Origin of the sequence: Dubosiella newyorkensis, assembly GCF_001945605.1 — a bacterium.
GTDB classification, from domain to species: Bacteria; Bacillota_I; Bacilli_A; order Erysipelotrichales; family Erysipelotrichaceae; genus Dubosiella; species Dubosiella newyorkensis.
The window spans coordinates 17,815-33,126 of sequence record NZ_MPKA01000062.1 but is presented as its reverse complement, the minus strand read 5'-3'; the positions used below and the strand labels follow the sequence as shown (position 1 = coordinate 33,126).

Genomic DNA, 15,312 nt, shown 5'->3' with positions numbered 1-15,312 from the left:
GTTTTTGTCTATGTTAATATAAGTGAGCGCTGATGAGTAGCGCCGACCGAAACAATTCTTGGAGATGTACTCAAGTGGCTGAAGAGGTGCCCCTGCTAAGGGTATAGGTCGGGAAACTGGCGCGAGAGTTCAAATCTCTCCATCTCCGCCATCTTTATTATAAGATTATATTGGTCCAGTGGTGTAGTGGTTAACATGCCTCCCTGTCACGGAGGAGATCGTGGGTTCGAGTCCCATCTGGACCGCCATCATTATTTTCAATCTAATATTGGTCCAGTGGTGTAGTGGTTAACATGCCTCCCTGTCACGGAGGAGATCGTGGGTTCGAGTCCCATCTGGACCGCCATCATGCAGATGTAGTTCAATGGTAGAACACAGCCTTGCCAAGGCTGATACGCGGGTTCAATTCCCGTCATCTGCTCCATCTAGTTGAGTTAAAAACCGCAGAAATGCGGTTTTTTGCTTTATATAAAGGAAAATCGGGTGAATTGTTATTGCTGATTTTAGCCCAAAAAGCAGTCGTGAGGAAGCTGTGAGGAATTTATATTATAAATTTTATTCAGCGCTTCCTTAAACGACACTCTTTGTTCTTCATAGATATGGGTATAAACTTTATGCAGAGTCTCTACAGAGTGTCCTAGTCGATCGGCGACCAGCTGATCTGGCATGCCGTTCATGATCATAATGCTTGCATGGCTATGTCGAAATCCGTGCAAGGTTATATGTTTAACGTTTGCTGCTTCTGTGTATTGATCATGTTTCCTTTTTAATGTGGTCGGAGACAGCGCCCTAAAGTCTCCAAAAACATACCAGTTTGAGCAGAAGCCATCTTTTGTTTGTTCATTCCGGAACCTATCCAAAAGAGCGGCTTCGAGAGAGGAAGTCATATCTATTCTTCGGTTCGATCGTTTCGTTTTTGGAGATGTTCTTATGATCCCCTTTTTGGAAGTCTTATTCGTAGCTGTAGACCTGATCATAATAGTTCTTTTTTCAAACTCTATATCCTGCCATTGAAGGCTGATGAGCTCTCCTCTTCTAACTCCTGTTTCCCAAAGAAAGGAAAAGACAGTTTTCCAAAACGTATCGTCTATCGCATCATAGAATTTATTGAACTCTGTCTGAGACCAAAAATTGATTTCCGCATCCGTTTTTGGGCTCATATGGCTTTGATCTTTGTACTTTTTAACCTTGTGGCATGGGTTGGATTCTAAGATCTCCAATTTGACGGCATAGCTCAGGTACGTCGATAAAGTCATTTTCGTATTATTGATTGTATTTTCTGAATATTTTTTTCCGTCCGGTTTTTCCTTGGCGATTAGATCGCTCATCCAGTCCATTACAGTTTTAGCTTTGATGCTCTTGACCTTTGTGGAACCGAGCTGCTTATGAATATGCTGCTTATAGACCGAATAATTACTGATCATTGTCGACTCTTTTATTCCTTCGATCGCATAGTTTTTGTTGAACTGATCAACCAGTTCATCGAGAGTCATTGAAGAGGGAAGATTATCCGCCAGATTTCTCAAAATATCCTCTTCAGCCGCTTTGGCATCTCCTTTTCTTTTGAACCCTCTACGCGTTATATGTCGGCTTTTTCCGTTTTGATCGGTATAATGGATATCGACATACCAAGTCCCCCGTTTTTCATCTTTATAGACAGGCATCCTTGTTCATCCTTTCTTTTTCCGTTGTCCGCTCTGAAAAGCAACAGCACTCTCGCATTCTTCATAGTCGTACATATCCAAATGACCATTCAGCGCATGGGCAAGCTCATGATCAAGCGCACGCCTCTGTTCAGCCAGATCGCAGCGGGCATTCAGTACGATCACGATCCATTCGCCCTTCTTCCTGCAGAAGCCCTTGATCGAATAAGGAAGCGGTTCAAAAACAACACTAATTTGATTAAATCTTAAAAAATCCTCATATGTCATTCCATCACATCCTTTTTTGATAATAAAGCCAATTATGACAATATCGGTGTCTGAAATATTATTAACCTTCCTGTTTCCCTATATCCAATAAACTATTGGTACTATCGAAAGGGAGTTTTACCTATGAAATGTATATATTTTGACAACTTAGGAATTCTTACATCAGGCGAAAAAAATATCAATTCTGTGGCTTTTCTCTTCTCTTGCAGCGTATATTGAAGGCTGTACTCGAACCCATTGACTGGTGAATAGTAATCCTTGATCTCCTGGACATTATCATATGTAACAATCCATTTTTCATGCCTAAGATGATCAACTATGAGCGTGGCAAGCTGCTGGTGGTCTTCAGACCCTAAAAAATCTGAATAGAGTTCCTGCCCTTTATGGAAATAGGGTGGATCGAAAAACGTAAATGCGTTTTTTTCTTTAGCAACGACTTTTTCTAAGAAATCACGGGCATCCAAATTATACAAACTAATACTATTCCTCATTGAATGGATTAAACGGATTTTTTTGGCCAGTTTTTCCTTATTGAATCGACAGCCGATCTTATAAGCCCCATCCTGTTTTTTACCCCCAATAGGGCCTGCTTTATCGATGATTCCTGAGCGATTAGTCCTATTAAGGAAAAGGGTAGAGAACGCTATATCAAGATCGGAATGCTCTTCCAAATTAGCTCGAACACATTTCTGGTGTTCCCACTCTGCATACGTGATTTCTGTTTTGTCCATTTTTTCAATTAATTCTTCAGGTCTTTCCAGAATCATTTTCCACATTAGATAGATGCCGCGGTCCAAATCGTTCATTATGATTTTTTGTACAGTGTTGGTTCTCAATAGTTCTAAAGCTATTGCAGCACCCCCACAAAAAGGTTCAATATATGTTATGCAGCCGTTTTCTTTGATGAGCTGCTGGACAAAACGGAACAGCTTATGTTTTCCTCCAGGATATCTTAGTGGTGAATTATTCATTTTTTTCACCCTCCTCGTGATAAGGATAAACGCTAAATAGCATTTTGGCCAGAAATTTCTTTAATCAGGTAGTTTAACAAATCAAGTAGACCAAGTTTTGGCCAATCTTTAATTTTATATTCGGGCTCACGGAATTTTTCAGGGTGGTGGATCAATAAATTAATTGGTTCGATTACCTTGCTTTGATCTCCTAAGCATTGATCAAATGTTCTTTTGTGAGTGTGATCTAAGAGGCCTTGATGACACTTACCATAGTATTTGATGATTTTAGATAAAGATGGATAGCCATTCGTCTCATTAGCTAGATGACTCCAATGAGGTTTTCCTTCTTCGTCGGTTTTTGTTTTTAGGTGACGGATCAATACCGCTTCGACAAGCGATCTCAAAAGCATTGCTGATGCCAATGGATAATTATCGACTGCTTTGTTTTTAGAGATCTTCAATAATTCATTTCCAATTGAAATAATCCCGTGATTCCCTTGTTCGTTTTTAGATAAGCCGCTTAAATCCAAGCCTTCCATAAAGTAAGGAACTTTGGGAGGTTCTGGTTTATCTTCTTTCGACTTGTTCGAATTGCCTTCTTTTTTATCGCTTTTGTCTTTATTGCCTTTTGTGGCATTATTTGTAGATGTTTTACCAGAATTTTGCGCGATCGGCTCAGGTATAGGAGAGAGCGGGCGGCTTATTATTTCTTCTTTTATAATAGGCATTAACATTTTCTCAGCATCCGCTGCATGCCATCTCGATACTTTATTTCCGCTATTGTCCTCCTCTGCTGCTTTTTCTATGAGTTTTATCGCGAGACAAATCCTATCTTTTGTGAAAGATGCAGGATTCTTTTCGTCGAATCCTAAAGCATTTTTGACCGATGCAAAAAAGATTCTTCGAATCGAGGTGATACTAAGTCGTTTGGTTAGATTATCGATTTCAAAGTATTCGTTCGCTTTTTCAAGAATATAATCGGTTGTATCTTTCCTGGTGCCATATTTTAATTCAAACCTTCGAATTTCTTCTGCACCCCAGGGCGTACGGCCTCGACCACTATCCACACCAGTATGGGTCTTTTTTATAAGAGACAGAGCGTGCTCTTGACTGGTAATGCAAGCAAAGACTTTTTTCGGGATCCGACTCAAGTTTGTTTGCGCGATGCTCTTGAGCTTGCTTTTCTGGCTTGTGGAGATAAAGTCGTATTTGTCAGGATCACTCAGTATTCTTAATGCTGTCAACCTTCTATTCCCGTCATAAACTTCGAATTTTCCTTTTTTGCTGGCGAGAGGAACTAGAATAGGCAGTTCGTTGGGATTTAATCCATTTTCAGCAATATCTTTAGCTAGATTTACCATTTTTTGACTTCCAACTATTATCCATAAGAGTTCCATAGCCTTTTCTTCATTTTCCGCAGGTTCGTGTCTCGGGTTTTCTGCAAATATAACCAGCGAACTTAAACTGATTTCTCTTCTTTCGACGTTATTTTTCATAATTATTTAATCTTCTTCCTTATCAATCGCATCAATCACAGTCAACACAGCCTTGAGTTGTTTGGGAGTCAGCTTCCCGACCTTATCAAATAGGACACCGACTTGTTCATCTTGAATCAGTTCCAAATACTTATTGAGCAGTTCCGAATCGCCGCGCTCCTCGTCCATGTAGATCGGCTCACCACACGAGATCGTTCCGACTAAGGGTACTTTATGCATTTGTGGAACAGGGAAGATATTTTTTATTCCAGACAGGGGCTCATTTTCCTCTTTTCTTTTATAATTTCCCGATTACTTCGCCTAGGCAGCGCACTGTATCGCCGTCATTAAGGTCGATGTCTTTGTATCTTGCATTGAGCGAATGCAGCCGATCAGGAAAGTACTCTTTGATCAGCGCTTCGCCATTCACAGAAAATATACCGATCTTGCCAGGATCAAGCACTTCAGTTTTTTTAACCAAGACGAGATCACCATCCATGAATTTCGGTTCCATCGAATGGCCACTGACCCTAACAACGAAATCAGCTTTTTCGGCCGATGGAGACTCCGGAACCTGGATCGTGCTTGCCGGAATGTCATCAGGCATATAGTTTCCGGTACCAGCCGACGGGGCATATCCGTAAGCAGGCAGCGTTACATAGCGAATCGGCACGTCTTCGACTTTTAAAGAGGATTTAGTAGTCAAACGCTCAATTAAAGAAACTATCATTACTTTGTCTTCTTCGTTTAAATCGCGAATCTTTTCGATAATGTATTCTTCTTCGATAGTTGGGGTAAATTGGGCAATCTCCTGTAATTCATAGGCTTTGTTAAGGATATCAACATAGTTGGCGTTATAGATTTTACAAAGTTTGATATACGTATCTATATCAGGTTCTGAATTTCCGGTTTCATAACTTGCTATCGTAGAACGATTAATTCCAAGGATGTCAGCAACTTCTTTTTGACTCATTCCGCAATCTTTTCGGGCTTCTTTAATGCGCTCAATTAAGTATTTGTTCATCTTTAGCTCTCCTTTCTTGCTTGTATTTTATCCCGAAAGATACCCTATAACAAGAAAAATGTTGAATTTCTTAACATTTCTTTCTTGACTGTTAAGAAAATACACGTTATAGTAATGGCGTGTTAAGAAACTCAACACAGAAAGGAGGCATATATGTTCGATAAAGATAAATTGAAGAAATATTTGGATGATAACGGAATCAAGCAAAAATACGTTGCAAAAAGAGCAGGGATTTCGGAAGAAAAACTTTCGAAAATCTTGTCAGGAAAAAGAAAATGCGACGTAAACGAGTTCTTAGCCATTTGCAGCGCATTAAACAAGAAACCTGATGATTTCGTAATCAGGGTGGATTAGAAAGGAGACTTATGAACGAACTGCAAATTTTTAAAAACGACGAATTCGGACAAGTTCGCACAACCATCATCAATGATGAACCATATTTTGTTGGAAAAGATGTTGCTGGAATTTTAGGATATTCAAATTTGGATAAAGCTATCAGACAACATGTAGATCCGGAAGATAAACAACCAGTGTATTTAAATAATCTAACCGCCCAAAACGGTAGCCCCACAAAAGCGATTGCGATTTCGGAGTCAGGCTTATACAGCTTGATATTTGGTTCAAAACTTGAGGAAGCCAAACGCTTCAAACGCTGGAATAGAGAGGAAAGAAATCAAAAAAGGAGAGAACAAAATGAGAAGAATCAGATATCAAGATCCATACAACTCCCACAAGGTTTGGGAGGTGTCGCATCTCAAAGGCGGCTTTTATTTGAAACAGTACATCTCGGGACGGCAATGGTCTCGAGGCAGAAGGGTTACTAAAAGGTTTTTGGAGATGATCGGAGTGCTGAGCATGCCGATCGTATCTATCAATGAGTATTAAAAAGGAGATGAGAAAAATGGCCGATGTCAAAGAACTCGCAAAAGCACGCTATGAGCTTCTGGTCAAAGGCTGGTGCAATAACCAGGATATCCAACAATTCTGGCCGTGCGGCTATAGAAGCGCAAAAAAGATCATGAACGAAATCAATGAAGAAGTAGCCAAGGAAGGGAAAAAGGCCCTTGAAGGCGGTGTCCATGTTTCTAGACTGATCAAGAAGCTTAATACAAGCGAAACAAAGATCCGGAAGGATTATGCCGAACTAAACGGCATTTAAGAGGAATAGATAGGAGAAAGGAAATGAAAGAAAAAAACGTTAAATGGAACCCGCTCACCGAGAAGCACGAACCATACGAAGTTCCAGAAGGAAGCGCCTTAATGGAACCGTATCACAGCCCTTTAAATCGCACTTTGATCAAATGTGCTTCGTGCGGAAAAGAAATAAAGTACGGAAGAGCCGTGAGTTCAAGAGAAATTTTCGATGTTGATCATGAGCCGTTTGCAGTTTGTAAACAATGCGAAATACAAGAAATCAGGAGAGTAACGGCAGCAAATCGAGCAAGAAGGGAAAAGCAAAATGGTAGGTAAATGGAATTATGAATCCCGCGAGTACGATCCCTATGAGTTGCCACTCGGAAGCGTGACAATCGCAAATCTTAATGCTCCGATAGTATGTGCAGCCTGTGGAAAGCCAGTTCGGTATCGAGACACTTTTACTTCGCTGGAAATTCACAACTTTGCAGGCTTCGGCTATGCGGTATGTGAGGATTGCTACAAAGAAGAATGGAAAAGGAGAAAAGCGTATGAAAAATCAAATTGAACGGCTACATCAGATGGCTGCACGGTCTTTGGCAGATGGATCTATCAATGAATCTTATTTTGCCGGCTTTGAACATGCTCTTAGAGATATGGAACTTGCAGATCCTGCTTTTGGAGTCGATCTATTAGCGGAATTGACTCGAATTGGTGATAAGTTGAATGCTCGTTTATCTGTAGTTTTAGATGCGCAAGACGAAGAGGAAGACGAGTCGGAAGAATATTGGAATGCCTTGGGGGCAGAAAGAGCATATCGGGTAGCGCTGTCGCTGATCGACTCAGTCTTTGAAAAAATTGGAGACGCTGCTTATCAGCAAGTTCTCCAAAGAGGAAAACCTCATGACTGACTACAAGTTCATGGCCAGGGTCAACAAGAACATCCAAAAGCATCTTGAGGAAAAAGCGATGATCGAGCTCCAAACCGAAGCTCTAAAAGAACATCGAAAGATCCAAATCATCACCAGCGTGATCGGCGCAGCTCTGATCCTGCTGACTTTCATGCTTGAGACGCCACATTGAAAGGAAGAACAAAATGGAAAAAATTATAGAAGGTCTAGCGCGCGGGATCACAAAAGAGAAGCTTACAGAGTTCTACGCTGATCCAACTGTACAGGCTGAATTCGAAGCCTGGAAAAAGAAAAGGGAACTTCGGAAAGTATCTGGAAGAGTCCATGATCCGTCTAGCAGACAGCAAAATGCGACCGTAAACAGCTAAAAAAGGAGGACTCGCGAAAGCCCTCCAAGAAAAAATATACACACTGAATTATAACACAAACTCCGGTCCCGTCACGAGTCTGTCGTGAAAAGACCATAGTAAATCTCCTTATAAATCAACGCTTTAAGCTTCAAATCTCGGCAGGCTCTTGAGGGGACCGGAGCATCACAGAAAGGGAACCAAATGGACACAAGAACTGAAACATGGGCGCATCGGTGCATCGGCGAGCTCCTGGAGAGCGTGTCGATCGTGCAGTGCTTGGAAGAGACAGATGTGCTTTACAAAAGCGAGCGCGATCAGCTCGTGAATGCCGCCTCGGAGGCGGCGAGATGCCTTAAAGAACTGATCAACAACAAATAAAAAACAAGATAGATTCCGGCTCCGTCACGGAGCTGTCAAGATACTATACACAATTCAAACAAGCGCTTTTCCTTTCTTTTGCTTGGCAGCTCTTTGAGGGGGTCGGAACTTAACAAGGAGACATAAATGCACTTAATCAAATCGAATCTCCAGAAGCTCGAAAAGAACATCCTTTTCGGCCAGGAGATCACAAAAAAGGCGAAAAAAGGCGTAGACCTTTTAACCAAAGAATCTCGTCGGATCCATGTGGATGACCCGATGAGCATCATCAACTTTGAGTTCCTTTTGGATGATATGGAAGATCATTTGACATCGTGGGAATCAGCACTTACAGACGCTCGTTTTGCCATGACCGTTTTGCGGACAAAATGTGCCGCAATCAATAAAGGGCCTTTAGAAAAAGCAGAAAAGGACAAGCCGTGAAACCCGGCGCAACAGCGCCATGTTATCGGTGCCCGAAACGGACGCCGACATGCCACGGCGAATGCGCTAGCTATTTGCATTACGTTAAACAACAAGAAGAAGCACGCGAGAAACGTCATCGCGACCTGATCTGCGGTCGAGACGAGCCGTGGAAGAGAAGAAGCCTTATAGCAGAGGGTAAGCAACTTTCAACGCAACAAAAACATATATAGGAGGAAAGAATGATAAGAGTAGAAATCACAGGCGACAGCTACGCCGAAATCGAAGCCCAGCTGATGGGCTTCCTAGCCAACCCATCGGCCACGATCGAACCCGATCAGATGGGATTCACCTTAGAAAAACAGAAACTGACCAAAGACGATCTGGACAGACCGTTCGAAGACGAGCACGCAACCAAGCAGGCGATCAAGCGACCAGAAGTGACCAAAACCAACACTCAAACCAAAACTGAACCAAAGCCAACTGAAGAGAAAGCCTACACACTCGAAGAAGTTCGAGCGGCCGCGATGTCAAAACTGGATGGGCCTAGATTCAAGGCTTTGCTGAGTCAGCTTGGCGCCAAGAATCTAACGACACTCGACCCTGCGAAGTACGGCGAGCTGATGGAGCTGATTGATCATGCCTAGCCAACACGCGTTCTTATCGGCATCGTCATCGAGCAAATGGCTGAACTGTCCAGTTTCAGCCAAGCTCGAATCGACGTTCCCGAATACCGACACCATTTACACGCAGGAAGGCACGCTTGCCCACTCGATCTGTGAAGAGAAGCTGAAGAAGTGGAAGTCGAAGGGGCGCAAGAAGATCGAGTGCTCCGACAAGGAGATGGATGAGGCCACGACCGACTACAAAGACTATGTGGTCAGCATCTATAACAGCCACAACAATCCGGAACTGCTGATCGAAGAGCGTCTCGACTATTCGCGCTGGGTTCCGTCTGGTTTTGGAACAGGCGACGCCTTGATCGTGTCTGACGCCGGACTTGATGTGATCGACTTTAAGTATGGCAAAGGCGTCCCGGTCGATCCGGAAGAAAACTCTCAGCTGATGCTTTATGCGGCCGGCGCGATCGATCTGCTCGGAAGCTTCTATGACTTCGAACGAGTGACACTGCACATCTTCCAGCCTAGGATCCAAAACGTAGCGTCGTGGGAGACGACCAAAACAGCCATTCTTGACTGGCTTGAAACGATCGTTGTTCCAGCCGCTCAAAAAGCAATGACCGGCGAAGGAGAAGCATGCGCCGGCGCTCACTGCCGATTCTGCAAGGCGCGATCGACATGCAAAGCAAGAGCCGCGCAGATGGAAGAGATCGCAGCCTATCGAAGACGACATCTTCTTTCTCAAAAAGAGATCTCTCTGCTTCTTAATGAGCTCGATCCGATCCAGGCGTGGGCCAAAGAACTTCAGGACGAAGCTTTAAGACAAGCTTTGGAAGGAGCAGAATTCGAAGGCTGGAAAGTTGTCGAAGGGACGAGCCGACGTACGATCAGCGATAAAGAAAGTCTCGTCCAGAAGCTGCTTGCTGAAGGATACGAAGAAAACAAGCTCTATAAGCCGAAAGAGCTGCTTGGCATTGGCGGCCTTGAAAAGATGTGCGGAAAAAAGCGTTTCGCAGAATTGGCGGAGGTTTATATCGATAAACCGCGCGGCAAGCCTGTGCTTGTTCCAATCACAGATAAAAGGCCCGTCTATTCGGATGCGGTCGAAGATTTTAGCGACATGATCAAAGGAGGAGAATAATCATGGCAAAAAGACCAGAAGATGTAAGAACTGGAACCGTGCGGATCGTATGGCCGCACTTATTCGCACCATACGCATCGGAAAATCAGGACTCGGAGCCATCGTACAGCGTGGCCATCCTGATCGACAAGGAAGACAAGAAGACATTGAACGCGATCAACGCGGCCTACAAGGCGGCTTTCGAAGCCGGCGTGAAGAAACACGGGGCAAAGTTCCAGTCTAAGGGGAAGACGCCACTCATCCGTCCGGACGGCGGCAACAAGGGTATCCTGATCGACTGCGATTCCGATCTGCGTCCTGACTCGCTGGATGCGGAAGACGTGAAAGGCTGTTACCTGATGAACCTGAAGCGCAAGAACAAGCCGGGCGTCGTAGCCGTCCAGGACGGGGCACTCGTCCATCTTGGCGAAGAAGACATTCAGGGCGGCGACTATTGCCAGGTCACGCTGTCCATGTATCCGTATAATCACCCGCAGGGTGGTATGGGTATCTCGAAAGGGTTGAACAACGTGTGCAAGATGTCGGATGGCGAACCGCTGGGTACCGGATCCGCATCGGCAGAGTCGGATTTCGCAGACATGGCTTCGGCATCGGCTTTTGGCAGCGGCGACAACGATGAAGACCCGTTCGCCTAGGGTGCTGCACATCGACCTCGAAACGTACTCGCCGATCGACCTCGGCAAATCATCTGTATACAACTACTGCGAGGATGCCGGATTTCAGATCCTGCTCCTCGCTTTTGCTTATAACGACGATCCGGTCCAGGTCATCGAGATGCCGACCCGGAAGACCATGCCGGCGAAGGTGCTACGGGACATCCTGGACCCCGAAGTAATGAAGGTGGCGCACAATGCCAGCTTCGAAAGGATCTGTCTGTCGCACGCGTTTGGCGATGGAAAAAACCATAATTACCTTGATCCGAAAGCCTGGTACTGCACGATGATCCACGCGTGCGAGCTGGGCTTGCCTGCATCTCTGAAACATTGTGCCGAAGCGATCGGGTGCGAGTTGGCCAAAGACAGCGCCGGAACTCTTCTGATCAACTACTTCTCCAAGCCGTGCAAGCCGACAAAAGCCAATGGAGGACGGACACGGAACATGCCCGAAGACGATCCCGAAAAGTGGGGGCGCTTCGTCTTCTACAACAAACGCGACGTCGAGGTCGAACAAGAGATCTACAACAAGCTGCGGCGATACCCGATGCCGGAAGAGGAGTGGATGCGCTACTGCATTGATCAGCGAATCAATGATACTGGAGTACGTCTCGAGATGACGATGATCAAGAACTTGACAGAAAAATACCCGCTCATGGTCAAAGAGATGAAAGAAGAATGCGAGAAGATCACGGGCGGTATCAACCTGAACTCGATCATCCAGCTCAAGGAGTGGATCTATCAGGAGACTGGGATGCAGATCGAGTCGCTCAACAAGCCGACGATCAAGGAACTGCTCAAAGGCGAGCTCCCGGAGGATGTTAGAAGAGTTCTGGAGCTTCGCTTAGAGTCCGGATCGAGCTCGATCAAAAAATATATCGCGATGACTAAATGCGTTTCCGATGACGGCCGTGTGCGCGGATGCTTCCGCTTCTTTGGCGGCCGTACCGGACGATGGGCCGGACGTTTGGTCCAATTTCAAAATATGCCCTCTAAATTGGCGTTCTACGACTTCGATCCGGCGCGTCAATGTGTGCTCAACAACGACTTCGACATGCTGACACTATTGTACGGATCGATCACCGAAGCAGCCAAGACTCTCATTCGGACCGTGATCGTGCCAGAAGAAGGCCACAAATTGATCGTGGCTGACTATAGTGCCATCGAAGCAAGAGTGATTGCCTGGCTGGCTGATGAAGGGTGGCGCATGAAAGCCTTTGCCGACGGGAAAGATATCTATTGTGCTTCAGCCAGCCAGATGTTCGGCGTACCAGTCGAGAAGCATGGAGTCAACAGCCATCTGCGCAAACAGGGCAAGGTGGCAGAATTGGCTTTGGGCTATCAGGGTGGTATTGGCGCGCTGATCGCGTTTGGCGCCGACAAGATGGGGCTTAATGAGACAGAGATGAAAGAAATCGTAAGGAAGTGGCGAGGGGCTTCGCCTCACATATGCAAGTTATGGCGTTCAATCGAATCGGGCTTCAAGCGATGCCTCAATGGGGAGGCTGTAAATCTCCGCCACGGCATCCGGTTCATTCGTCGGCCAGGTTATGTATTCATCCAGTTGCCTTCTGGGCGGTGCATGGCCTACTGGATGCCGACGCTCAAGGACGACAAAATCTCGTACGCGAAACACACAGGAACGAAGATGTCGCGCGTCGATACCTTTGGCGGGAAGCTGACGGAGAATATCGTTCAGGCCATCGCGCGGGACTGTCTGGCCGTAGCACTCGAACGGGTGACTAAAAGAACCGATTTCCGGATCATCGCTCATGTTCATGACGAGATCATCTGCGAAGTGCCGGCCGATCGGGCTGAAGAGTCTTTACAGATTCTGGAGGATCTAATGGCCGAACCGATCGACTGGGCGCCAGGACTGATCCTGACGGCCGACGGCTTTGTATCCGACTACTACAAGAAAGATTAAGAGGTGAACGCGATGCAATTTCGAATCGCTACATGCAAGAACCGCTGGCAGAATCCTTACCGCAACGAGTCCGTCACTTGGGATGAGCTGCTCGATCGGATCCGGCCGGCTTACCATACAAAAGAGACAGTCCAGGAATATCGAAGGATGTCGAAGAAGGAACAGGGGGCCATTAAAGATGTGGGAGGCTTTGTCGGCGGGTATCTCAAGGACGGCCACCGCAACAGCCTGTCCATCATCAAACGATCGCTGATCACGCTCGATATCGACTTCGCGCCGGTCGGGTTTTGGGAGGCAATGCAGCACGTCTTTCCGGGCAATTGCCTGGCTATGTACTCAACGCACAAACACGTTCCCGAAAAGCCGAAATATCGGCTGATCGTCCCACTATCCAGAGAGATCAATCCGGACGAGTACGAGCCTTTGGCTCGCATGGTCGCTTCGATGCTCGGGATCGACTACTTCGACGACACGACCTATCAGGCGGCGAGACTGATGTTCTGGCCATCCACACCAAAAGATGGCGTATATGAGTTCTACGAGCAGGAAGGGAAGGAACTGGATCCGGACTTGCTGCTTGACGAATACATCGACTGGAAAGACATTACGAGCTGGCCGCGCTCATCAAGACAGCAGGAGCTCCATAAGCGGGCCGTCGACAAGCAGGAGGATCCGCTGGCAAAGACAGGCTTCGTCGGCGCCTTCTGCCGTACATACTCGATCCAGGAGGCCATCGCCAAGTTTCTGCCCGACGTCTATGAGGCTACAGACAGCGAGGACCGCTATACGTACATTCAGGGCTCCACCGAAAAGGGTCTTGTAATCTATGACGATAAGTTCGCCTATTCGAACCACGCCACAGATCCCACGAGCACACAGTTATGCAACGCGTTCGACCTGGTCAGGATCCATTTGTTCCGTGATCTGGACGAAGACATCACGCCAGGCACACCGACCATCAAGCGACCTTCCTGGACGCGTATGCTCGACTTCTGCGAAGAAGATCCGGACTGCAAAGCAACATTGATGAAAGAACGGTACAGCAGCGCAGAGGAGGATTTCAAGGATCTGGAAGGGACGGGAACGAACTGGCTGACCCAGCTGGAGACCGACAAGCGCGGCAACATCAAGACGACGATCGACAACGCGGTGCTGATCCTGACCAACGATGAGGCACTGAAAGGGATCGGAGGGGATGACCTGTTCAACGGTTATCCGGTCAAGTCCGGCGATCTGCCATGGTGGAGATATGACAGCACCAAGCCCGGATGGTCGGACAGCGACGACGCCCAGCTGCGCTATTATCTCGAAAAGAAGTACCAGCTCAAAGGCAAGAGCGCGATCGAGGACGGCCTGCGCGTCGTACACCAGCGCAACGAGTTCCATCCGGTCCGGGACTATCTGAATGGCTTGCCAGAATGGGACGGAACTCCGCGACTAGACACGCTGTTTATCGACTATCACGGTGTAGAGGATACCGAGTATACGAGAGCTGTTACGCGCAAAGCCATCACAGCCTGCGTAAAGCGGGTCATGGAGCCTGGGTGCAAGATGGACTATACCCTGGTGCTTGTCGGGCCTCAGCAGGGCACAGGAAAGAGCTGGACGTTCGCGACACTGGGCGGCAAGTGGTTCAACGACACGATCAGCGACATCAAAGGCAAGGAAGCCTATGAAGCCCTGGACGGATCCTGGATCATCGAGCTGGCCGAACTGACGTTCACAAGGCGTACCGACATCGAAGGACAGCGCCAGTTTCTGACCAAGACCCATGACAAGTACCGCAAGGCCTACGGAAGACGGGTGTCCAACAACCCACGCCAGTGCGTTTTTTTCGGTACGACCAACGATGTGGAGTTCCTGCGGGACTACGCAGGCAACCGCCGATACTGGCCGCTTCTCGTGCGACAGCATCCGGTAAAGAAAGACCTTTTCAAGGAGCTGCCAAAGGAACGCGACGAGATCTTTGCCGAAGCCTACGTCCGCTACAAAGAAGGGGAAGAGCTTTTTCTGAAACCAGAACTGGAAGCCATGGCACTCGACAAGCAGGAAGAGTTCCGGTTCCATTCCAGTCGCGAAGAACTGATCAGAAACTTCCTGGAGCGCAAGCTCCCTAAGGACTGGGACAAGAAGGACGCCTATGAAAGATCGGAGTGGCTGGCCAACCCCGACAACGAAGGAACAGAAGAGAGAACGAAGGTATGCGCCCTGGAAGTATGGTGCGAACTTCTCAATGGTTCAAAGGCCAATTTCCCGAACTCTGAACAGCGAGAGATCAAGATGATCATAGAGAAGTGCGGGTGGGAAAGGACGAGTGGCGCAATAAGGTTTTCAGGAGGATATGGGGCCCAAAGAGGCTTTAGGAAGCGATAGCAGCTAAAAAGTTTGTTTACGCTAGAGCAAAAAAATAAAG

At 46.7% G+C, this 15,312-nt stretch carries 21 protein-coding genes and 4 tRNA genes; 19 read left to right on the top strand and 6 right to left on the bottom strand.

All coding sequences use genetic code 11. The annotated features are described in order from the left end of the window. Positions 1-60: 60 nt before the first annotated feature. The 4 genes from BO225_RS05595 (at position 61) to BO225_RS05580 (ending at position 424) form a co-directional block, all read left to right on the top strand. A tRNA-Ser gene (locus BO225_RS05595) sits at positions 61-151 on the top strand. 21 nt (positions 152-172) lie between these two features. Next, positions 173-248: transfer RNA gene (locus BO225_RS05590), tRNA-Asp, on the top strand. A gap of 22 nt (positions 249-270) precedes the next feature. Beyond that, a tRNA-Asp gene (locus tag BO225_RS05585) sits at positions 271-346 on the top strand. A gap of 4 nt (positions 347-350) precedes the next feature. Then, positions 351-424, top strand: a tRNA-Gly gene (locus BO225_RS05580). A 79-nt stretch (positions 425-503) separates the two neighbouring features. Here the strand turns inward: BO225_RS05580 and BO225_RS05575 are convergent. From BO225_RS05575 to BO225_RS05555, 6 genes are all read right to left on the bottom strand, one after another. Next, a complete protein-coding gene (locus tag BO225_RS05575; protein WP_076341276.1) occupies positions 504-1,664 on the bottom strand; it encodes a site-specific integrase in 1,161 nt (386 codons plus the stop codon). 6 nt (positions 1,665-1,670) lie between these two features. Continuing rightward, the gene (locus tag BO225_RS05570) at positions 1,671-1,931 is read right to left on the bottom strand and encodes a M78 family metallopeptidase domain-containing protein (RefSeq protein WP_076341275.1); all 261 of its coding nucleotides are present in this window, start codon (positions 1,929-1,931) and stop codon (positions 1,671-1,673) included. Between the two features lie 101 nt (positions 1,932-2,032). Next, positions 2,033-2,902 carry a DNA adenine methylase gene (locus tag BO225_RS05565; protein ID WP_076341274.1) on the bottom strand — a complete coding sequence of 290 codons (870 nt, stop codon included), beginning with the start codon at positions 2,900-2,902 and terminating at the stop codon, positions 2,033-2,035. A gap of 32 nt (positions 2,903-2,934) precedes the next feature. After that, positions 2,935-4,380: a ParB N-terminal domain-containing protein gene (locus BO225_RS05560; RefSeq protein WP_076341273.1), complete on the bottom strand. Its 1,446-nt coding sequence runs from the start codon at positions 4,378-4,380 to the stop codon at positions 2,935-2,937. Positions 4,381-4,386: 6 nt separating this feature from the next. Beyond that, positions 4,387-4,599: a hypothetical protein gene (locus BO225_RS12105; protein WP_143356774.1), complete on the bottom strand. Its 213-nt coding sequence runs from the start codon at positions 4,597-4,599 to the stop codon at positions 4,387-4,389. 58 nt (positions 4,600-4,657) lie between these two features. Then, positions 4,658-5,383, bottom strand: a complete 726-nt coding sequence (locus BO225_RS05555) for an XRE family transcriptional regulator (RefSeq protein WP_076341272.1) — start codon at positions 5,381-5,383, stop codon at positions 4,658-4,660. Between the two features lie 153 nt (positions 5,384-5,536). On the opposite strand from BO225_RS05555, the gene BO225_RS05550 reads away from it, so the two are divergent. The 15 genes from BO225_RS05550 (at position 5,537) to BO225_RS05480 (ending at position 15,272) form a co-directional block, all read left to right on the top strand. Continuing rightward, complete coding sequence (locus BO225_RS05550; RefSeq protein ID WP_076341271.1) at positions 5,537-5,737, top strand: helix-turn-helix domain-containing protein; 201 nt, start codon at positions 5,537-5,539, stop codon at positions 5,735-5,737. Positions 5,738-5,748: 11 nt separating this feature from the next. Next, a complete protein-coding gene (locus BO225_RS12520) occupies positions 5,749-6,207 on the top strand; it encodes a BRO-N domain-containing protein (RefSeq protein ID WP_076341270.1) in 459 nt (152 codons plus the stop codon). A 77-nt stretch (positions 6,208-6,284) separates the two neighbouring features. Further along, a complete protein-coding gene (locus tag BO225_RS05535; RefSeq protein ID WP_076341268.1) occupies positions 6,285-6,542 on the top strand; it encodes a hypothetical protein in 258 nt (85 codons plus the stop codon). 23 nt (positions 6,543-6,565) lie between these two features. Further along, positions 6,566-6,853, top strand: a complete 288-nt coding sequence (locus BO225_RS05530) for a hypothetical protein (RefSeq protein WP_076341267.1) — start codon at positions 6,566-6,568, stop codon at positions 6,851-6,853. Further along, complete coding sequence (locus BO225_RS12335; protein WP_076341266.1) at positions 6,843-7,085, top strand: hypothetical protein; 243 nt, start codon at positions 6,843-6,845, stop codon at positions 7,083-7,085. Before BO225_RS05530 ends, BO225_RS12335 begins: the two co-directional genes overlap by 11 nt. Next, positions 7,069-7,428, top strand: coding sequence for a hypothetical protein (locus BO225_RS05520; RefSeq protein WP_076341265.1), 360 nt, complete (start codon positions 7,069-7,071; stop codon positions 7,426-7,428). The genes BO225_RS12335 and BO225_RS05520 overlap by 17 nt, the downstream gene beginning before the upstream one ends. Further along, entirely contained in the window at positions 7,421-7,600 is a 180-nt protein-coding gene (locus BO225_RS05515; protein WP_076341264.1) for a hypothetical protein, read from the top strand. Before BO225_RS05520 ends, BO225_RS05515 begins: the two co-directional genes overlap by 8 nt. Before the next feature lie 13 nt (positions 7,601-7,613). Beyond that, positions 7,614-7,796 (top strand): hypothetical protein, encoded by a 183-nt coding sequence (locus BO225_RS05510; protein WP_076341263.1) that lies wholly within the window; start codon positions 7,614-7,616, stop codon positions 7,794-7,796. 183 nt (positions 7,797-7,979) lie between these two features. Continuing rightward, the gene (locus BO225_RS12330; RefSeq protein WP_158023793.1) at positions 7,980-8,156 is read left to right on the top strand and encodes a hypothetical protein; all 177 of its coding nucleotides are present in this window, start codon (positions 7,980-7,982) and stop codon (positions 8,154-8,156) included. A gap of 126 nt (positions 8,157-8,282) precedes the next feature. Beyond that, positions 8,283-8,579: a hypothetical protein gene (locus BO225_RS05505; RefSeq protein WP_076341262.1), complete on the top strand. Its 297-nt coding sequence runs from the start codon at positions 8,283-8,285 to the stop codon at positions 8,577-8,579. Between the two features lie 221 nt (positions 8,580-8,800). Then, positions 8,801-9,205: a hypothetical protein gene (locus BO225_RS05500; protein ID WP_076341261.1), complete on the top strand. Its 405-nt coding sequence runs from the start codon at positions 8,801-8,803 to the stop codon at positions 9,203-9,205. Next, entirely contained in the window at positions 9,198-10,319 is a 1,122-nt protein-coding gene (locus BO225_RS05495; protein WP_076341260.1) for a DUF2800 domain-containing protein, read from the top strand. The genes BO225_RS05500 and BO225_RS05495 overlap by 8 nt, the downstream gene beginning before the upstream one ends. A gap of 2 nt (positions 10,320-10,321) precedes the next feature. Further along, positions 10,322-10,954, top strand: a complete 633-nt coding sequence (locus tag BO225_RS05490; RefSeq protein ID WP_016319016.1) for an ssDNA-binding protein — start codon at positions 10,322-10,324, stop codon at positions 10,952-10,954. After that, on the top strand, positions 10,917-12,899 hold the full coding sequence (locus BO225_RS05485) for a DNA polymerase (protein ID WP_233120293.1): 1,983 nt from the start codon (positions 10,917-10,919) through the stop codon (positions 12,897-12,899). The genes BO225_RS05490 and BO225_RS05485 overlap by 38 nt, the downstream gene beginning before the upstream one ends. 12 nt (positions 12,900-12,911) lie before the next feature. Continuing rightward, entirely contained in the window at positions 12,912-15,272 is a 2,361-nt protein-coding gene (locus BO225_RS05480) for a virulence-associated E family protein (protein WP_076341258.1), read from the top strand. Positions 15,273-15,312 lie beyond the last annotated feature (40 nt).